Origin of the sequence: Hyalangium versicolor (assembly GCF_020103695.1) — a bacterium.
GTDB lineage: Bacteria > Myxococcota > Myxococcia > Myxococcales > Myxococcaceae > Hyalangium > Hyalangium versicolor.
On record NZ_JAHXBF010000003.1, the window covers coordinates 671,184 to 688,187 of the forward strand.

Sequence of the window (17,004 nt, forward strand, 5' to 3'; positions counted from 1 at the left end):
CGAGCCCTCCTGGCGGAGTCCTCCGCCGGAGGGCTCACTGCTTTTCGGGTGAGCTCTCCGAAGAGGTCTTCGAGGCCTGCCGGGCGCGTTCCTCCTCATAGGCTTCGATGGGCATGCGCCCTTTTCGGACATCCTCCCTCAGCCGCAGCAACTCCCGTCGCTCCTGCTGCTGCGAGTCCGTGGCGTCTTTGGGCAGCTTGGGGAGCTGGTACTGCATGTCGACGAAGCTCAAGCGGATGCCCCGGTTGTCCAGCCACACCAGGGCTCCCACGGAGAGGGTTGCCGCCACCGCCCACGGCAGCGCCAGCCGCATGAGGGAGGGGGCACTCCGCGTGACGGGGGAGGGGTCCTCCTTGGGTCCCCAGAACGCCGGGACCTTGCGCGCGATGGACAGCAGGAGCCCCATGGCGCCCAGGCCCACAATCATCAGCAGGATCACGGACTGGAGTTCGGGTTCCTCGTCCGCCCCCTCCGAGCCCATCTGCCGCGCCGAGAGGAACAGGATCGAGGACACCATGTTGTTGGCCGAGTGGGCAAGGATCCCCGGCCACAGCGAGCCCGTGTAGAGCCTCAGCGCCCCGAACAGCAGGCCCAGCTCCACCCTCGCCGTGAAGCCCACCGGATCCATATGGAAGGCGCTGAACACCACCGCGGTGATGACCACGGCGCTCGTCCGGGAGAGCGTGGTGGCCAGCAGCCCCTTCTGGAAGACTCCTCGGAAGAAGAACTCCTCGCAGACGGGCGCGGCCAGGGAGACGCCCGCGAGCATCACCACCAGCTCCAAGGAGTTCTGCCCCTCGAAGATGCGGCTGCCGTCGAACATGTCCCTCAGCCACTGCGGCGCCACGGACTGGGCGGCGAACTGGATAGGCACTACGAAGGCGAAGAAGTTGGCCACTCCCAGCCCGAAGCCGAGCGCCGCGGGCGCCAGCCCAGAGGACGGCACCCCGGTGAACCCCAAGGGCTCATAGCGTGCGAGCCGGAGCAGCACCCAGGGGATGGCCAGGAAGATGAAGATCTCCGTGAACCAGATGCCGAAGGCCGCGTTGAGGAGCTGGACGACGCCTCCTAGCGTCAGGAAGCTCGCCAGACCCAACGCGGTGGTGACCGCAGCCACCATCAGCGGGCTCATCGTCGGAGGGAGAGGCTCGGGAGCAGGAGGAACCGCTTCGGGGAGGGGGTTAGGGGTGGAATCTTCCACCGGGATCTCCTGACTCTCGAAAAAGGTGCGCGAAATCCGTGAAGCGTCCGCGACGCAACTCTCTATAATGCCGGTACTTTGAGGTTCTTCCTGGATCGAGCGCAGCGAAGCATGGGGAAGGCCGCGCACTCCACCCGGGCCTTGGGCCTGGCGTTGGGGGTGTTGGCTTCGGGATCGGCATCGGCGGCGGCATTCCAGATCGAGGCACGCACGGAGGCACAGGCGTACCAGATCCGAGCCTGGCGTGGCACCACGCCGGACGACGTGGTGTTGCTACCGCGACGGCGGATCGTGCAGTACCTGGGCCTCAACGGCTTCGAGTTGGTCACCGGACAGGATCTGGGCTTCGAGTCCAGCCTGCGCATCTTCGCGGACCTGGGTCTTCCCAAGGGCGAGGCCGCGAAGGTGGACGGCCTGAGGACCGAGGACGCGGACATCATGTACGCGTTCGCCCGGTTCGCCGCCGGTGGTTTCGAGGGCAAGCTGGGGCGGCAGCTGTACATCGACTCGATGGACATCATGTCCTTCGACGGGCTGCGGCTGCGCTACATGTCTCGCTTTGGCGTGGGCGTGGAGGCCTACGGTGGCCTGTGGGTGAAGGGGGCGGGAGTCCTCGGCTCGTCGGTGTACCAGCCGGACGGCGTGCGTGAGAGCGACTCGCGGCGCCTGGATCAAGGCGTGGTGGGCGCTGACGACAGCCTGGGCTCCGTGGAGCCCGTGTACGGCGCGAAGCTGCTGGTGGGCGATCTGAAGGGCTTCAACGGCTCGCTCGGCTATCGCAAGGCCATCGAGGATGGGAAGACGGACTTGGAGCGCGCCGGGCTCGAGCTCCGCTACACGCGGGGACTCGGGGTGAGCGCGCTGGCGAGCCTGGACTTCGATCTGGTTCAGATGAAGCCCGCTCAGGCTCGCGTGCAGGTGCGGTTGGATCGCGAGGTGTTCGCTGTGAGCGCCGAGGCCCTGCGCTTCACGCCGGTCTTCTCCTCGGACTCCATCTGGTACTACTTCGCCTTCGCCCCGAGAGACGAGGGCCGGGTTCGCGTGGACTTCTTCCCCACGGGGCCGTTGCGCTACTACGTCCAGGGGTTGGCCAGCCTGTACCACACCAATCTCAACGACAACCTCGGCATCGCGGACGACGTGGACGGGGAGGGGGCTCCTTCCTCCACGAACGTGGGCGGTGCCGTGGGGGCCTCGCTGCGGCGGGGCAGCCTGCGCTCGGCGCTGGATGTGACGTACCGCACGGGTTTCGGCGGCAACCAGCTGTGGGTGGATCTCACCGGCGGCTACAGCTTCGACCAGGGGCTGTTGGACCTGGATGCGCGACTCTCCGTGGCGCACGTGGATGACGAGTTCAACGAGCAGCTGCGCGGCAACTTCTTCGGCGCGCAGGTCTGGGGCAGCCGGGCCTTGAGCCAGGCGGCCCGCGTCTCCCTGGTGGTCGAGCAGAACGTGAACCCGTTCACGAAATCGGACACCAAGGTCTTCTTCCTCTTCGATCTCAAGGCGAACCTCTAGATGCACCGCCAGTTCCGGAACGTCCTGGGCGTCATTGCCCTCTCTCTGGCCGCGGCAGGGGTGGCCTGGGCTGCCTCGGCCCGCGAGCGCAGCCTCGCCATCTTCCCCGCGCAGAACATCCCGCTCCGCTTCGATCACGCGCTGCACCTGGAGGCCGGCGCCGACTGCGCCACCTGTCACGACGCCGTGAGCAAGAGCGAGGCGGCTCGGGATCGCAACCTCCCCGGCCACGAGGAGTGCGAGACCTGCCACGACATCGAGGCCGCTCAGCAGGGGAAGAAGACGGATCCGCCGGCCAGCTGCGGCACGTGCCACCCAGGCTTCGATTCCACGGTGCGCAAGGAGCCGGCGAAGCTGGAGATGCCGACGGCGAACCTCCGCTTCACCCACAAGGTGCACCTGGACAAGAAGGTGGAGTGCGTCACCTGCCACGGGGACATGACGAAGGTGAACCTGGCCACGCGGCAGCAGCTGCCGAAGATGGCCACCTGCTTCGAGTGCCATGACGGCAAGGCCGCTCCCAACACGTGCACGACGTGCCACCTGAAGGAGGCCTCGGGGCGGCTCCAGCTCAACTTCTCGTCCGGTATCCTCCGGCCCATGCAGGGAGATCCGCTTGGCCTGGATCACGGCCCGCGCTTCGAGTTCACCCACGGCAGTCGCGCCGCGGTGGCCCGGCAGACGTGCGCCCAGTGCCACTCGGACTCGTACTGCCAGAAGTGCCATGACTCGCTGCAGAAGCCGCTGTCCGTGCACCCCAACGACTTCATCACCCTGCACCCGCTGCAGGCGCGCACGGATGCGGCGCGCTGCGAGAGCTGCCACCGCCTCCAGTCCTTCTGCGCGGCCTGCCACGAGCGGGTCGGCGTGGGCATGGATGCGGATCAGACCCTGAGGCCGCGCAACGCCAAGGTGCACCCGGACTACAACACCTGGGTGCAGGTGCTCGGGCCGCAGCACCACGGCATCGTCGCCTCGCGAGACATCCGTCAGTGCACGGCCTGCCACCGGGAGGAGTCCTGCATGAGCTGCCACTCGGCGCTGTCGCAGCGCCAGCAGGTGAACCCCCACCCGAACGGCTTCGCGAACAACTGCAAGCGTCTCGCGGCGGCCAATGATCGGGCGTGCCTCAAGTGCCACACGGAGACCAGCCTTGTGCAGAAGGGGTGCCGGTGATGCGACGCCTGCTGACTGCCTGTGCCTTCCTGAGCCTCGCCGGTTGCCTGGATCCGGGCGATCCTGTCCTGGGCGTGCGTGACGTCGTTCCCCCCGAGGTGTCTTCCACCAATCCGACGGCCAACGGCAGCATTGCCTCGGACGGCACGCTGAAGATCACCTTCTCGGAGTTCATGGACGTGCGCACGTTGCGCCCGGGGATCGCCGTGTACTCTGGACGGGACGAGGTTCCCCTGCGCATTTCCGTGCCTGCTCCGACGGATGGGGACGAGGACGTCGAGCGGGGAGACATCTCCTACACCGTGGAGGTGAATGCGGAGTCGGAGTCCTTCACCCCCAACGCCAGCTTCACCCTGGTGCTGCGGACGATCCTCACCGACTACGAGGGCAATCCGCTCGTGGAAGAGGTCCGCGTTCCGTTCCGCACCGGCCCGTAGCAGCGGGCCGGCGGCTCACGCGCGTTGGAGGTACTGGCGGATCTCGTGAGCGAGCTGCTCGCGGGCCACGGGATCCATGGCGGCCGGGCCCAGCTTGAGCTTCTTGTCCTCCTCGACCAGGTACTTCTGGTCGACCAGGTAGGCCACGGCGTTCTCCAGCGTCGTCTTGCCCAGGGACTCGGCGGCGCCGATGCGGCCGGCATGGAACTCGGCGCGGCCCGTCTCCAGGGCGAACTTGATGAAAGCCTTGCGGTCGTTGGCTACGCCGTCGGCGACGTCCTTCAGCGTCATCGCCGCCAGCAGGTAGGCCTCCAGGTAGTCGCGCAGCAGATCCGCGAGGAACTCCAGGTAGGGCCGCGCGTGGGCCTCGGGGGCCTGCTGGAGGGTGTCCTCCGCGCGCAGCACCAAGCCCATCTTCACTAGAGCCTCCACCGTCTCCGCGAAGATGGTGTCGAAGGTGATGCCCACCCGGTAGATGAACTCGACCTTGAAGAGGCGCGAGAGGAACAGCGCGCGGGCCTTCACGGTCTCGTAGGGGGCGGGGGTGCCCGCCAGCAGCGCGTTGGCCACGAGGCTGCGCGGCGCCACCAGGTTCATCAGGGTGTTCTTGTAGAAGGAGAGCTCCGCGCGGCGCTCGTCCTCGGGCTGGTAGATGACCTCGCCGCGAGCCTGCTGGGTGCGCAGCATCCCGTCCGAGCGGAACGTCTGGATGGCATCCCGGATGGCGCCCAGGGTCTCGGGATCGCTCGGGGCGTTCTGCAGCGTTTTGGAGAGCGGGGTGCGCTCCTCCTCGGCGATGCGGCGCAGCAGGGTGATGCGGTCGGACAGCTCGCGCTGGGTGACGCCGCGGCGGCGGTGGGCCAGCAGTGAAGCGCTCACCAGGGCATGCGGCGTCACGGTGGACACCTTGCTGATCCCGTACATCACCCGGTTGCCGAGCGCGCGCACCAGGCCCTTCTTCTGCTCGTCGTTGACGGGCTCGCCGGGGGTGAGGCCACGGCTCTTCATGAGCTCCACCAGCGAGAGGGGCTCGTCGAAGGTGAGGTGGATGCGGCCGTAGCGCGCCGCGAGCACCTTGGGCGTGCTCAGCAGGGCCTTGATGTCCTCCGGCTTCTTCTCTCCACCGGCCAGCTCCTTCGAGTAGCTGCTGGACTCCACCACCTTCTCGTAGTCGATGGAGACGGGGACGAAGATCAGATCGCTGCGAGCGCCCTCGAGCACGGCCTCCACCTGCCATGTGAACATGCCCAGCTTGGGAGGCAGCAGCTTGCCGGTGCGGGAGCGGCCGCCCTCGGGGAAGAACTCCTGGTGCACGCCGTCATTGACCAGCTTGCGCACATAGGACTGGAAGGCCGCGGAGTAGACGGGGTCCCCCTTGAAGGAGCGGCGCAGGAAGAACGCGCCACAGCGGCGCAGGAAGGGCCCGAGCGGGAAGAACGAGAGGTTGGCACCGGCGGCCACCACCGGCACGGCATAGCCCCGGTTCCAGAGCACCCAGCTCATGACCAGGTAGTCCACGTGGCTCTTGTGCGAGGGGCACAGGACGATGGGGGCCATGCCACCGGCCTTGAGGGCGCGGTGCAGACCTGCCTCATCTACCTCGATGCCGTCGTAGATGCGCTGGAAGACCCAGTCCAGCAGGGGCGAGGCGAAGGCGAGCGCGGTGGGCGAGGGGCGCGCGGCGATGGCCTGCAGGTTGCGTCGGGCATCGCGGTAGACGCTCTCGGGGCGGCGGTTCACGGAGGCGGCGTGGACATCCAGGGCCTTGCGCAGTTGCCGATCCCGCATCGTCTCGTCGATGAGCCGCTCGGTGGGCTTGAGGGGAGGACCAAAGACGGCGCGCGTCTCGCGGGTCAGGTGGACGTTCAGGGCGCCGCGCACCTTGCGGGCAATCACCTCGTCCGAGTCCTGGGGATTCTCCTCGATGAAGCGGCGCAGATCGATGGGCTCGCCGACGCGGAATTGGGCGCGGCGGTAGTTGCGGAAGAAGGCCACCATCGAGTGCAGGAAGCCGGGGGCCTCGGGGCTGCCGAAGATCCGGTCCATGATGCTGGGCTTGATGCGCGCGCTGCGCTTCTCCCAGACGAACAGCTCAGGCACCAGGAACACGGTGCGGTCGCCCTTGCGAGCCATGGCGACGAGTGCCGGAAAGGGGTTTTCCTCGATGTCCTTGCCCGAGGGGCTCATCAGCGCCGTCTTCTTGAGGAAGATGAGGCCGCTGCCGCCGTGGCGCCGGGCGTAGGTGAAGCGCACGTCGAAGTCACCGCGCTGGGCCGTGAGGCGGAAGGGGCGGGTGAACCAGGGGCGCAGGTTCACCACGGCGCGGATGGGGGGCAGGGCGCGGCGCACCATGGCCCAGGCCAGATAGAGGAAGTTGATCCACGCGGTGGAGCGCATGACGTGGACGACGAAGCCCTTGGCATGCAGCTCGCGCAGCTCGACCTCGGACTCCGGAGGGAAGAGCACGCCATCGAAGTAGCGTGCTCCCAGCCACCGGGAGACCGGTCCGAACTCTTCCTTCAGCAAGCTCGCTCCCTGATTCGCAGTCCCGGCCACCGCAGTCTCCACGTTGGCTTCCTCCGGCGGAAAGGCTTCCAAGCCGGGCGGATACTAGCGAAGGAAAGCGGCTTTCCAGCCTCTTTCGTATCCCCCGAGGGGCCTCTTCTAGGGGACGCCTGGGCTGCGACGGCTGGGGCGGACCACCGCCGCCACGGTATCCAGCAGGCGGGGTAGCTGGAGCGGCTTCTCGAAGAACCCGTCGATGCGGTCCAGTCCCTGGCCCGAGGTGAGCGAGGCCACCTCGCTGGCGCCGGAGATGATGTAGACGACGACGTCCGAGAGCGACTCGGTGGCGCGGATGAAGTGGAGCACGGAGCGTCCATCCTCCTGGCTCAGGCGCAGATCCAGCAGCACCATGGCCGGGCGGATGTGCGAGAGGATGGAGCGGGCTTCAGCGGCTCCCGAGGTGGACATCACCCGGTAGCCCTCCTGCTCGAGCACCTGCTGGAGGACCTCGCGGCAGTCCAGATCGTCCTCGACGAGGAGGATTCCACCGGCGCGGGGCGCGGCCTGGGTGATTTCGGGCGTGCTCACCGCCCCGGCGAACATGGGGAGCACCATCTGGAAGGTGGAGCCCTCACCCAGCGTGCTGTTTCCGTCCACGCGACCCCCGTGGAGCGAGAGGATCTTGGCCACCAGTGGCAGTCCCAGGCGGCCGCCCAGGGGGCGCGGCGCGCCGGAGCGGGCGCGGTAGAAGGGATCGAAGATGTTCTCCAGATCCTCTTGGGAGAGCCCCGGGCCGCTGTCCTTGACGGAGAGGGCGGCGAGTCCCTCCTCGGCGGAGACGCGCACCTCCACGGTGCCGCCTTCCTCACTCTGGTGGATGCCGTTCTCCACGAGGTTGTGGATGGCCTCCGCGATGCGCTCGCGGTCACCGCGAACGAAAACCTCCGTGCACGGCGGGACGTAGAGCCGCACCTTGCTGTGCTCGGAGAGTGCCGCCAGCCCGCGAAGGACTTCCTCGGCCACGGCCTTGAGGCCGAAGGGGCGCTGGTTGAGCTGCATCTTCCCGGACTGGAGCCGGGACATGAGCAGCAGATCGTTCACCATGCGCAGCATGCGGTCCGCGTTCCGGTCGCACGTCTGGAGGGCACGGCGCTGCGGATCGGTGAGGCCGCCCAGCTTCTCGCGGCCCACCATGGCCAGATAGGCCTTGATGGTGGTGAGGGGGTTTTTCAGGTCGTGCGAGACGTTGCCGAGCAGCTCCTCGCGGTGCTGCTCCAGGCTCTTGAGGCCGGCGATGGCCGTCTGCAGGTCCTTGTTGCGCCGGGCCGAGTCATCTCTGAGGCGCGCCACCTCGTAGGCGGCGGAGAGCTGCCCCGCCAGCGAGCGCAGCAGCGTCTCGGAGGCCTCGCGCCGGGGAGCGATGATGGCCAGACACCCGGTGACGCCCTGGGAGCTCTCGAGCGGGACGACGACGGTGTCGTCCTCGCGCAGCACGGTGTTCTGGGAGAAGGCGCGGCCCACGACGCCCTCGTCGGGGACGGCGGCGGTGACGCGGTCATCATAGCGGCCGCGGACGTGCTCGACGTGGAGCTGCTTGCGCTCCGCGAAGAAGCGGGCGACGTAGCAGACCTTCGGCTTGAGCAGATTGAAGATCGTCTGGAGGTAGAGCCGGAGCACCTCAGTGGTGCCGGCGCTGGTGGTGAGGTTGCGCGCCATCTCCAGCAGAGCGCTCTCGGCGGCTTCTGGCTCGACGGGAGGATTGGGGCGCACTGCGCGCTTGGCCGGTTTCTTCAGATGGGGGCGAAGCGCGACCACCTCAGCCAGACGGGGGCCTTTCTTCTTGTTGGAGGAGGGCAAGGGATTCTCGCGACGGGAAGGAAACCGGGGGCCATCCTCCTTCAATGCCTCTACGGGGGGGAATGACCCGCCCGGGCAGGTGTGCACGAAAGGGCGGGGGGCGTGTCGGCTGCCCGACATCAGCCCTTGGCTCCCGTTTCACGCTTGACGCTTGACGACCAGGCCCGCCTTGTCGACGGTGTAGGGCTCCACGAGGAGTGCCTCCACCTTCTCTCGGAAGCCCTGGACACCAAAGCCGCTCTCGTGGATCGCCGCGAGGGCCGCCGTCTGCACGCGACGCGCGGTGTCATCGGCGGTGAGCAGCTTGAGCATGGGCTCGCGGGCCGGCTCGTGCTTGCTCGGTGCGAGCGCCTTGAGCGCGGCGATCTTCACGTCATCGGCCATGTCCTCCAGGAAGGGGAGCACGGCGGGAGCGATGCGCGGATCCTCCTTGCCGGTGACGTGGTGCAGGAGGACGACCTTCTTCTCGGGGTCGCGCGTGTAGTGGCTGCTCAAGTGGGTGAGCGTGTCCACGCAGGTGGCAATCACCTCGGGCTCCGGCAGCAGCTCACCCAGAAGCCGCAGGGCCCAGGAGGTGGCCTGATCGCTCTTGCGGAGGAACTCCTGGATGGGAGCGATGGCGTCCTTACCGAAGCCCTTGATGAGCTCGTAGACGTGCTCCTTCTCATCGGCGTCCGTGGTGAGCGGCTCGACGGTGAGGGTGAAGCGCGCCAGCAGCACGCTGACAGCCTCGGGGTACTTCATCTCCCCGAGCTGCTGGATGGCCTTCTGGCGCGTGGCGGGATCCCCATACTTCTGGGTCACCTTGGGTTTGAGCTTGAGGGCTTTCTCGGGGCCGGAGCCACCGAAGAAGTCGAAGAGGCCCATGTGTGTGCTCCGCTGAGGCGAGATGTGGAGGCGCCGTGTAGGACGAGGCGCCGGTCAAGGCAATAGGTAAGAAGGAAGGACCATTCCCATCGTCGGGTGGGAGCCTAGAGCTTCAGCTCCCGTCTGACATCGTCCGGGTAGGCTCGGGCGAGGGTTTCGGCCGCCGCCTTCACCTCGGGGCCGCCTCCCTCGGGAACTTTCACCTGGAGGACCAGGTACATGTCTCCCGGGGATCCCCCCTTGAGCGAGGGCGCGCCGCGACCCTTCAGGCGCATCTTCCGGCCGGATTGGGAGCCGGGAGGCACCTTGACGGTCACCTCGCCCTGGAAGGTCGGGACCTTCACCTCCGAGCCGAGGATCGCCTCGGTGATGGTCACCGGCAGGTCCAGGTAGAGATCATCTCCCTCGCGGCGCACCAGCGGGTGCTCGGCCACTTCGGTCTCGATGTAGAGATCGCCCGGAGGCCCACCATGAGGCCCAGCGGAGCCCTGGCCGGAGAGCCGGACCTTGGAGCCCGTCTGTACTCCGGGAGGGATCTTCACCGTGAGGCGCGTCGACTCCTCGGTCACGCCCGTGCCATCGCATTGAGGGCAGGGCTCGGCGGCGCGGCCGGTGCCGTTGCAGGTGGGGCAGGCGCCGGCGAAGGGCATCCCCGCGCTGCGACGTGTCCGGCCAGTTCCCTTGCAAGTGGGGCAGGGGCCGGAGGCACCCGATTCCCCGCGGCCGTTGCAGCGCTGGCAGCGCCCGGGCCGCCGGACCGACAGCGCGCGCTCGGTTCCGGTGATGGCCTCGTTCAGCGAGAGCGTCACCTGGGCAGTGAGATCCTCACCACGCTCGGGTCCTCCCCGGGCCGCTGCGCCGCGCTGGCGCCCGATCAGATCATTGATGTCGAAGCCACCGGGGCCCGTGCCGCCCCCGCGGCCGAAGATGTCTCCGAAGATATCGCCCAGGTCGAAGTCCTGGCCGCCGCCGCCGGAGAAGGGGATACCCCCCGCGGCGCCTCCTCCGCCGGTGCGAGCCGAGCGATACGCACGGAAGGTCTCGGCCTTCTTTTCATCGAAGCCGAGCTTCGCGGCATCTTCGCCGAACTCGTCGTAGAGCTTGCGCTTCTTGGGATCCGACAGCACTTCGAAGGCAGTGTTGATCTGCTTGAAGCGCTCCTCGGCGGCCTTGTTGCCGGGGTTCACGTCGGGGTGGTGTTTACGGGCCAGCTTCCGGAAGGCTTTCTTGATGTCCTCCGCGGACGCTGTCCGAGGGACCTCGAGAATCTGGTAGTAGTCGTCCGCCATTGCCGTTCTGTCCTGAAAATTCCTTTTGCAAGAACGTAACCAGCCTGACGGACTGCGCCAGCACAATGCGTGCTGCGGGGCGCGATGTATAAAGTGGCCCGAGATGAAGGAGGCCAAGGCAACGCCGCGCCCCCGTCGAGCCATGATCCTCGGGTGGGCGGGGTGGCTCACGCTTGTCCCTGTCGCCGCGATGGCCCAGGCGCCCGGTACGGGTGTGCCCGAGGCGGCCTTCGAGGAGCCCGAGGGGCGCATCGTCGATCAGGTGGTGGCGGTCATCGAGGGCCAGGTGCTCACCCGGAGCGAGCTCGAATTCGAGACGCGGGTGGCGTTCGTCCAGCAGGGGGCCTTGCAGGCAGCCGTCGAGCCGCTCGATGAGGAGGCGTTGAAGGGAGGGCTCGAGCTGGCGATCAACCTGCGGCTGCAGGTGCTGAGCGCGGATCGGCTGGAGGCCTTCCCGACGGAGCAGGCGGAGGTCGAGGCGCGGGTGGAGAAGTTCCGGCGGCTCTTCGACAGCGAGGAAGCGTTTCAGGACTTCCTGGCGCGATCGGGGGCGGACCTGAAGCTGCTCACGGAGGTATTGGGGCGGCGCGTGCGAGCCGAGCGCATCCTGGACAGCCGTATCCGTCCGAGGGCTCAGGTGAGCGAGGCCGAGGTCTCTCGCTACTTTCAGCAGCACGCCAGTGAGTACCCTGAGGGCTACGCGGCGGTGAAGGTGCAACTCCAGAACAAGCTGAAGCGGGAGCTGTACGATAAGCTGACCGCCGAGGATCTGGCCCAGCTTCGAGCCTCCGCGCAGGTGCGGCGGGTGGCTCCCTTCGCGAGAGAGGCGCGGCGATGAGGCAGATGCGCGAGGAGGCCCCCCGGGAGGGCAAGCATCCGTTCGTGATCCGGCAGATGACCCACGAGGACATGCCGGCGGTGATCGCGCTGGAGAAGGCGGCTTTCCGCAACCCGTGGTCGCCCGAACTGCTGCGGCGAGAGCTGGATCACGACTGGTCCACGATCCTCCTGGTGGAGGAGCCGTTGCCCACGGGTGCCCGGAACCTGCTGGGGCTGGCCATCTTCTGGATCGTCCAGGACGAGGTGCACGTGCTCAACGTGGCGGTGGCGCCCGAGCAACGCCGGCGCGGGGTGGGGCGGGCGGTGATGGACGAGGTGCTCGCTCGGGGGCGGCACCGGCACTGCTCGCTGGCGACGCTCGAGGTGCGCCGCAGCAACGAGGCGGCGATCGGCCTCTACAAGTCGCTGGGGTTCCGCTCGGTCGGTGTCCGGCCGAACTACTACGTGGACGAGAAAGAGGACGCGCTCGTCATGGTGCTCGACTTCTAGTGGCACGAAGGGGTAGAGGAGCGCCGCAACCGCGTGTTTCTGGAATGGATCGCCTCCCTCCCATCGGTTCCTAGCTACCGAGGGTCAGGCGGAGCTTGACACGGGAAGGTCCGTCCCTATACTCGCGGCCCTTTTTCTAGCCTAATTGTAGGTCTATATGTGCTGCCCCGTGTCCAGCGACGGCGGCCATGAGAGAAGGAAGCGTCAGTGCCGACGATCAGCCAGTTGGTCCGCAAGGGCCGCGAGAAGTTGAACATCAAGGGAAAGAGCCCCGCGCTGAAGGAGTGCCCTCAGAAGCGTGGCGTCTGCACCCGCGTGTACACCACCACGCCGAAGAAGCCGAACTCGGCCCTTCGCAAGGTGGCGCGTGTGCGTCTCACCAACGGGATTGAGGTTACGTCCTATATCCCCGGCGTGGGTCACAACCTCCAGGAGCACTCGGTGGTGATGATCCGCGGCGGTCGTGTGAAGGATCTCCCGGGCGTCCGCTACCACATCATCCGTGGAACGCTGGACTCCGTGGGCGTGGCGGGCCGCAAGCAGGGCCGCTCGAAGTACGGCGCCAAGCGTCCGAGCTGAAGCAGTCCGATCACCTCCAGAAGTTGAGTTGGGACGCTCGCCCCACACCCTGGGGAGCGCGCCCGGTTTCGTAGTTCCTTTCAGTTCATGAAGCCCCGAAGGGTTCCGCAAAGCGGGACTGGGGCGTAAGGGAAGAAGAGATGCCTCGTCGTCGCGTAGTAGCGAAGCGCAAGATTCTGCCGGATCCGAAGTTCCAGGATCGGCTCGTCACCAAGTTCGTCAACGACCTGATGCGCAAGGGGAAGAAGTCCATCGCCGAGGGCGTGTGCTACGGCGCCTTCGCCCTCATCGAGGAGCGCGCGAAGGAAGATCCCCTCAAGACGTTCAAGAAGGCCCTGGACAACGTCAAGCCGGTCCTCGAGGTGAAGAGCCGCCGCGTCGGTGGCGCCACCTACCAGGTTCCCGTCGAGGTCCGTCAGGACCGTCGCGTGGCGCTCGGCATGCGCTGGATCATCTCCTACGCCAAGGCGCGTGGTGAGAAGACCATGCAGGAGAAGCTCGCCGGCGAGATCATGGATGCCGCCAACAACCGCGGCAACGCCGTGAAGAAGCGCGAGGACACGCACAAGATGGCGGAGGCGAACAAGGCCTTCGCGCACTACCGCTGGTAGGCCTTTCCGGCCTCGCGGTCTGACACCCGGATGCGCTTGGCGTATCCGGGTGTTGCAGTTCTCTGACAATCCGTTTGTTGGTCGTGACGTAAGGGGCGGGATTCATCCGCCCCTGATTCTGAAGAAGGTTATTGGGCCATGCCTCGCGAGTATCCACTCGAGCGCTATCGCAACATCGGCATCATGGCGCACATCGACGCCGGCAAGACCACGACCACCGAGCGGATCCTGTTCTACACAGGCGCCATCCACAAGATGGGTGACGTGGATGACGGCAACACCACCACGGACTGGATGCCGCAGGAGAAGGAGCGCGGCATCACCATCACCTCGGCCGCCATCACTGCGTTCTGGAGCCGACGGGACCAGAAGTACCGCGTCAACATCATCGACACACCGGGACACGTGGACTTCACCATCGAGGTGGAGCGCTCCCTGCGCGTGTTGGACGGTGCGGTTGCGGTCTTCGACGCGGTGAACGGCGTAGAGCCGCAGTCCGAGACGGTGTGGCGCCAGGCGGACCGGTACAAGGTTCCGCGCATCTGCTTCATCAACAAGATGGATCGGGTGGGAGCGGACTTCGAGATGTCCGTGGGCACCCTCCGCGAGAAGCTGGGCGCTCGTCCGGTGCGCATGCAGCTGCCGCTGGGTGCTGAGGATGCGCACCGAGGCGTGATCGATCTGGTGCGGATGAAGGCGCTGGTGTTCCACGACTCGGAGATGGGCAGCAAGTACGACGTCGTGGACATCCCCGAGGAGTTCCTCGCCAAGGCCGAGGCGGCCCGTGCGGAGCTGATCGAGGCCGCCGCCGAGCAGGACGACGCGCTGACCGAGAAGTTCCTCGAGGGCAAGGAGCTCACCGAGGACGAGATCCGGGGCGCCATCCGCAAGGGCTGCGTGAGCCTGAAGATCTTCCCGGTGTTCTGCGGCTCGGCGTTCAAGCACAAGGGCGTGCAGCCGCTGCTGGACGCGGTGGTGGACTACCTGCCCAGCCCGCTGGACATCCCCCCGGTGCACGGCAAGAGCCCCAAGGGGGAGGACGAGGAGCGCCCCACGGACGACAAGGCTCCGTTCAGCGCCCTGGCGTTCAAGATCATGAATGACCCGACGTTCAGCGCCCAGACGCTCACGTTCCTGCGCGTCTACTCGGGGCGGCTGGAGGCGGGCACGGCGGTGTGGAACTCGGTGAAGGGCAAGCGCGAGCGCGTCAGCCGCCTGGTGCAGATGCGCGCGGACAAGAAGGACGAGCTCACCGAGTGCTTCGCCGGCGACATCTGCGCCGTGGTGGGCCTGAAGCTGGCCACGACCGGTGACACGCTCTGCGACGACAAGCACCCGATCATCCTCGAGCGGATGGAGTTCCCCGAGCCGGTGATCGACATCGCAATCGAGCCGAAGTCCACGGCGGACCAGGACAAGATCATCCAGGCCCTGCAGAAGCTGGCGATGGAGGATCCCTCGTTCCGGGTGAGGACGAACGAGGAGACGGGGCAGACGCTCATCGCGGGCATGGGCGAGTTGCACCTGGAGATCATCGTCGACCGGCTCCTGCGCGAGTTCAAGGTCGACGCCAACGTGGGCAAGCCGCAGGTGGCCTACCGCGAGACGATCACCATCCCCGCCGAGGCCGAGGGCAAGTACATCCGGCAGTCGGGTGGCAAGGGACAGTACGGCCACATCTGGCTGCGGGTGATGCCCAACGAGCAGGGCAAGGGCTTCGCCTTCGAGAGCAAGATCACCGGCGGCGCGGTGCCCAAGGAGTTCGTCCAGGCGGTGAAGGAGGGCGTCTCCGAGTCCATGCAGAACGGCCCGGTGGCGGGCTACCCCATGGTGGACGTGAAGGTGGAGGCCTTCGACGGCTCCACGCACGAGGTGGACTCGAGCGAGATCGCCTTCAAGATCGCCGGTTCGATGGCCTTCCGCGAGGCGGTGAACAAGGCCCAGGCAGTGCTGCTGGAGCCCATCATGAACTGCGAGATCGTCACCCCCGAGGAGTTCATGGGGGACGTCATCGGCGACCTGAACAGCCGGAAGGGGAAGATCCAGGGCATGACGCCTCGGCCTGGCGGAGTGCAGGCCATCCAGGCGCAGGTGCCGCTCGCCGCCATGTTCGGGTACTCGACGGACCTGCGCAGCAAGAGCCAGGGAAGAGCCACCTACACCATGCAGTTCAGCCACTATGCGCCTGCCCAGAAGCGGGCAGTGAACTCATAGAGGCTGCCCGCAGGGTGGCCACCCTGCCGATTTCTGTTGATCTTTCAGTCACATTGGAGCAGGACGCAGCACCTTTAGTTTTCCCCGAGAAATGCCGGCCCGCGGGTCGGCCCCACCAGGAGAAGTCATGGCCAAGGAGAAGTTCGACAGAAGCTTGCCCCACGTGAACATTGGGACGATCGGGCACGTGGACCACGGAAAGACGTCGCTGACCGCCGCCATCACCAAGGTGCTGGCGAAGACGGGTGGCGCGACGTTCATGGCCTATGACCAGATCGACAAGGCTCCCGAGGAGCGCGAGCGCGGCATCACCATCTCCACGGCCCACGTGGAGTACAAGACGAAGAACCGCCACTACGCGCACGTGGACTGTCCGGGCCACGCCGACTACGTGAAGAACATGATCACGGGCGCGGCGCAGATGGACGGGGCCATCCTGGTGGTGTCGGCTGCTGACGGCCCGATGCCCCAGACGCGTGAGCACATCCTGCTGGCCCGCCAGGTGGGCGTGCCCTACATCGTCGTCTTCCTGAACAAGGTAGACATGCTGGACGACCCGGAGCTGCGCGAGCTGGTGGAGATGGAAGTTCGCGACCTGCTCAAGAAGTACGAGTTCCCGGGCGACAAGATCCCCATCATCCCCGGCAGCGCGCTCAAGGCGCTCGAGGGTGACACCAGCGATATCGGCGAGGGTTCCATCCTGAAGCTGATGGCGGCGGTGGACGAGTACATCCCGACGCCGAAGCGCGCCACGGACAAGCCGTTCCTGATGCCGGTGGAGGACGTGTTCTCCATCGCCGGCCGCGGTACGGTGGCCACCGGGCGCGTGGAGCGCGGCATCATCAAGGTGGGCGAGGAAGTGGAAGTGGTGGGTCTGCGCCCGACGCAGAAGACGGTCGTCACGGGTGTGGAGATGTTCCGCAAGCTGCTGGACGAGGGCCAGGCGGGCGACAACATCGGCGCGCTGCTGCGCGGCCTGAAGCGTGAGGACCTGGAGCGCGGCCAGGTGTTGGCCAAGCCGGGCAGCATCACGCCGCACACCAAGTTCAAGGCGCAGATCTACGTGCTGACGAAGGAAGAGGGTGGCCGTCACACTCCGTTCTTCAAGGGGTACCGTCCGCAGTTCTACTTCCGCACCACGGACGTGACTGGCACGGTGAAGCTGCCGGACAACGTGGAGATGGTGATGCCGGGCGACAACATCGCGATCGAGGTGGAGCTGATCACCCCGGTGGCCATGGATGCGCAGCTGCGCTTCGCCGTGCGCGAGGGTGGCCGCACGGTGGGCTCCGGCGTCGTGGCTGAGGTCATTGAGTAGGTTCTCCCGGCTGCTCCCCCGGCGGCCAGAAAACGGACTGCCGGGGTAGTGTCGGAATACAGTTGCAACCAGAGGGGTGGGGTGGTACATGCCGCGCCCCTCG

General features: G+C 66.8%; 14 protein-coding genes. 9 read left to right on the plus strand and 5 right to left on the minus strand.

Annotated elements, in window-relative coordinates:
- Positions 1–34: 34 nt before the first annotated feature.
- Entirely contained in the window at positions 35–1,201 is a 1,167-nt protein-coding gene (locus KY501_RS09015) for a CPBP family glutamic-type intramembrane protease (protein WP_309242954.1), read from the minus strand.
- 111 nt (positions 1,202–1,312) lie between these two features.
- Between KY501_RS09015 and KY501_RS09020 the strand changes: the two genes are divergently transcribed.
- The 3 genes from KY501_RS09020 to KY501_RS09030 are packed head-to-tail and all read left to right on the plus strand — an operon-like array spanning position 1,313 to position 4,332.
- The gene (locus KY501_RS09020; RefSeq protein WP_224362266.1) at positions 1,313–2,719 is read left to right on the plus strand and encodes a hypothetical protein; all 1,407 of its coding nucleotides are present in this window, start codon (positions 1,313–1,315) and stop codon (positions 2,717–2,719) included.
- A complete protein-coding gene (locus KY501_RS09025) occupies positions 2,720–3,895 on the plus strand; it encodes a cytochrome c3 family protein (RefSeq protein WP_224362267.1) in 1,176 nt (391 codons plus the stop codon).
- Positions 3,895–4,332, plus strand: a complete 438-nt coding sequence (locus tag KY501_RS09030; protein ID WP_224362268.1) for an Ig-like domain-containing domain — start codon at positions 3,895–3,897, stop codon at positions 4,330–4,332. The genes KY501_RS09025 and KY501_RS09030 overlap by 1 nt, the downstream gene beginning before the upstream one ends.
- Before the next feature lie 15 nt (positions 4,333–4,347).
- Here the strand turns inward: KY501_RS09030 and KY501_RS09035 are convergent, their stop codons facing one another.
- From KY501_RS09035 to dnaJ, 4 genes are all read right to left on the minus strand, one after another.
- Positions 4,348–6,900, minus strand: coding sequence for a 1-acyl-sn-glycerol-3-phosphate acyltransferase (locus tag KY501_RS09035; RefSeq protein ID WP_224362269.1), 2,553 nt, complete (start codon positions 6,898–6,900; stop codon positions 4,348–4,350).
- Positions 6,901–6,996: 96 nt separating this feature from the next.
- Positions 6,997–8,553, minus strand: coding sequence for a hybrid sensor histidine kinase/response regulator (locus KY501_RS09040; protein ID WP_224362347.1), 1,557 nt, complete (start codon positions 8,551–8,553; stop codon positions 6,997–6,999).
- A 279-nt stretch (positions 8,554–8,832) separates the two neighbouring features.
- Positions 8,833–9,561 carry a HEAT repeat domain-containing protein gene (locus KY501_RS09045; RefSeq protein WP_224362270.1) on the minus strand — a complete coding sequence of 243 codons (729 nt, stop codon included), beginning with the start codon at positions 9,559–9,561 and terminating at the stop codon, positions 8,833–8,835.
- Between the two features lie 104 nt (positions 9,562–9,665).
- Positions 9,666–10,850 carry a molecular chaperone DnaJ gene (gene dnaJ, locus KY501_RS09050; protein ID WP_224362271.1) on the minus strand — a complete coding sequence of 395 codons (1,185 nt, stop codon included), beginning with the start codon at positions 10,848–10,850 and terminating at the stop codon, positions 9,666–9,668.
- A 103-nt stretch (positions 10,851–10,953) separates the two neighbouring features.
- Between dnaJ and KY501_RS09055 the strand changes: the two genes are divergently transcribed.
- From KY501_RS09055 to tuf, 6 genes are all read left to right on the plus strand, one after another.
- A complete protein-coding gene (locus tag KY501_RS09055) occupies positions 10,954–11,688 on the plus strand; it encodes a hypothetical protein (protein ID WP_224362272.1) in 735 nt (244 codons plus the stop codon).
- Positions 11,685–12,179 carry a ribosomal protein S18-alanine N-acetyltransferase gene (rimI, locus tag KY501_RS09060; protein ID WP_224362273.1) on the plus strand — a complete coding sequence of 165 codons (495 nt, stop codon included), beginning with the start codon at positions 11,685–11,687 and terminating at the stop codon, positions 12,177–12,179. Before KY501_RS09055 ends, rimI begins: the two co-directional genes overlap by 4 nt.
- A gap of 207 nt (positions 12,180–12,386) precedes the next feature.
- Positions 12,387–12,758 carry a 30S ribosomal protein S12 gene (gene rpsL / locus KY501_RS09065; RefSeq protein ID WP_108075645.1) on the plus strand — a complete coding sequence of 124 codons (372 nt, stop codon included), beginning with the start codon at positions 12,387–12,389 and terminating at the stop codon, positions 12,756–12,758.
- Between the two features lie 140 nt (positions 12,759–12,898).
- Complete coding sequence (gene rpsG / locus KY501_RS09070) at positions 12,899–13,369, plus strand: 30S ribosomal protein S7 (RefSeq protein ID WP_044191600.1); 471 nt, start codon at positions 12,899–12,901, stop codon at positions 13,367–13,369.
- Between the two features lie 138 nt (positions 13,370–13,507).
- Positions 13,508–15,583 (plus strand): elongation factor G, encoded by a 2,076-nt coding sequence (fusA, locus tag KY501_RS09075; protein WP_224362274.1) that lies wholly within the window; start codon positions 13,508–13,510, stop codon positions 15,581–15,583.
- A 127-nt stretch (positions 15,584–15,710) separates the two neighbouring features.
- Entirely contained in the window at positions 15,711–16,901 is a 1,191-nt protein-coding gene (tuf, locus tag KY501_RS09080; RefSeq protein WP_224361996.1) for an elongation factor Tu, read from the plus strand.
- Positions 16,902–17,004 lie beyond the last annotated feature (103 nt).

What these genes read in the sequence shown, in the direction of transcription:
- KY501_RS09040 (WP_224362347.1), bottom strand. Translation starts at nt 8,553, where the DNA reads ATGGCGCGCAACCTCACCACCAGCGCCGGCACCACTGAGGTGCTCCGG.
- KY501_RS09045 (WP_224362270.1), bottom strand. Translation starts at nt 9,561, where the DNA reads ATGGGCCTCTTCGACTTCTTCGGTGGCTCCGGCCCCGAGAAAGCCCTC.
- fusA (WP_224362274.1), top strand. Translation starts at nt 13,508, where the DNA reads ATGCCTCGCGAGTATCCACTCGAGCGCTATCGCAACATCGGCATCATG.
- KY501_RS09020 (WP_224362266.1), top strand. Translation starts at nt 1,313, where the DNA reads ATGGGGAAGGCCGCGCACTCCACCCGGGCCTTGGGCCTGGCGTTGGGG.
- rimI (WP_224362273.1), top strand. Translation starts at nt 11,685, where the DNA reads ATGAGGCAGATGCGCGAGGAGGCCCCCCGGGAGGGCAAGCATCCGTTC.
- KY501_RS09055 (WP_224362272.1), top strand. Translation starts at nt 10,954, where the DNA reads ATGAAGGAGGCCAAGGCAACGCCGCGCCCCCGTCGAGCCATGATCCTC.
- KY501_RS09025 (WP_224362267.1), top strand. Translation starts at nt 2,720, where the DNA reads ATGCACCGCCAGTTCCGGAACGTCCTGGGCGTCATTGCCCTCTCTCTG.
- rpsG (WP_044191600.1), top strand. Translation starts at nt 12,899, where the DNA reads ATGCCTCGTCGTCGCGTAGTAGCGAAGCGCAAGATTCTGCCGGATCCG.
- KY501_RS09030 (WP_224362268.1), top strand. Translation starts at nt 3,895, where the DNA reads ATGCGACGCCTGCTGACTGCCTGTGCCTTCCTGAGCCTCGCCGGTTGC.
- dnaJ (WP_224362271.1), bottom strand. Translation starts at nt 10,850, where the DNA reads ATGGCGGACGACTACTACCAGATTCTCGAGGTCCCTCGGACAGCGTCC.
- tuf (WP_224361996.1), top strand. Translation starts at nt 15,711, where the DNA reads ATGGCCAAGGAGAAGTTCGACAGAAGCTTGCCCCACGTGAACATTGGG.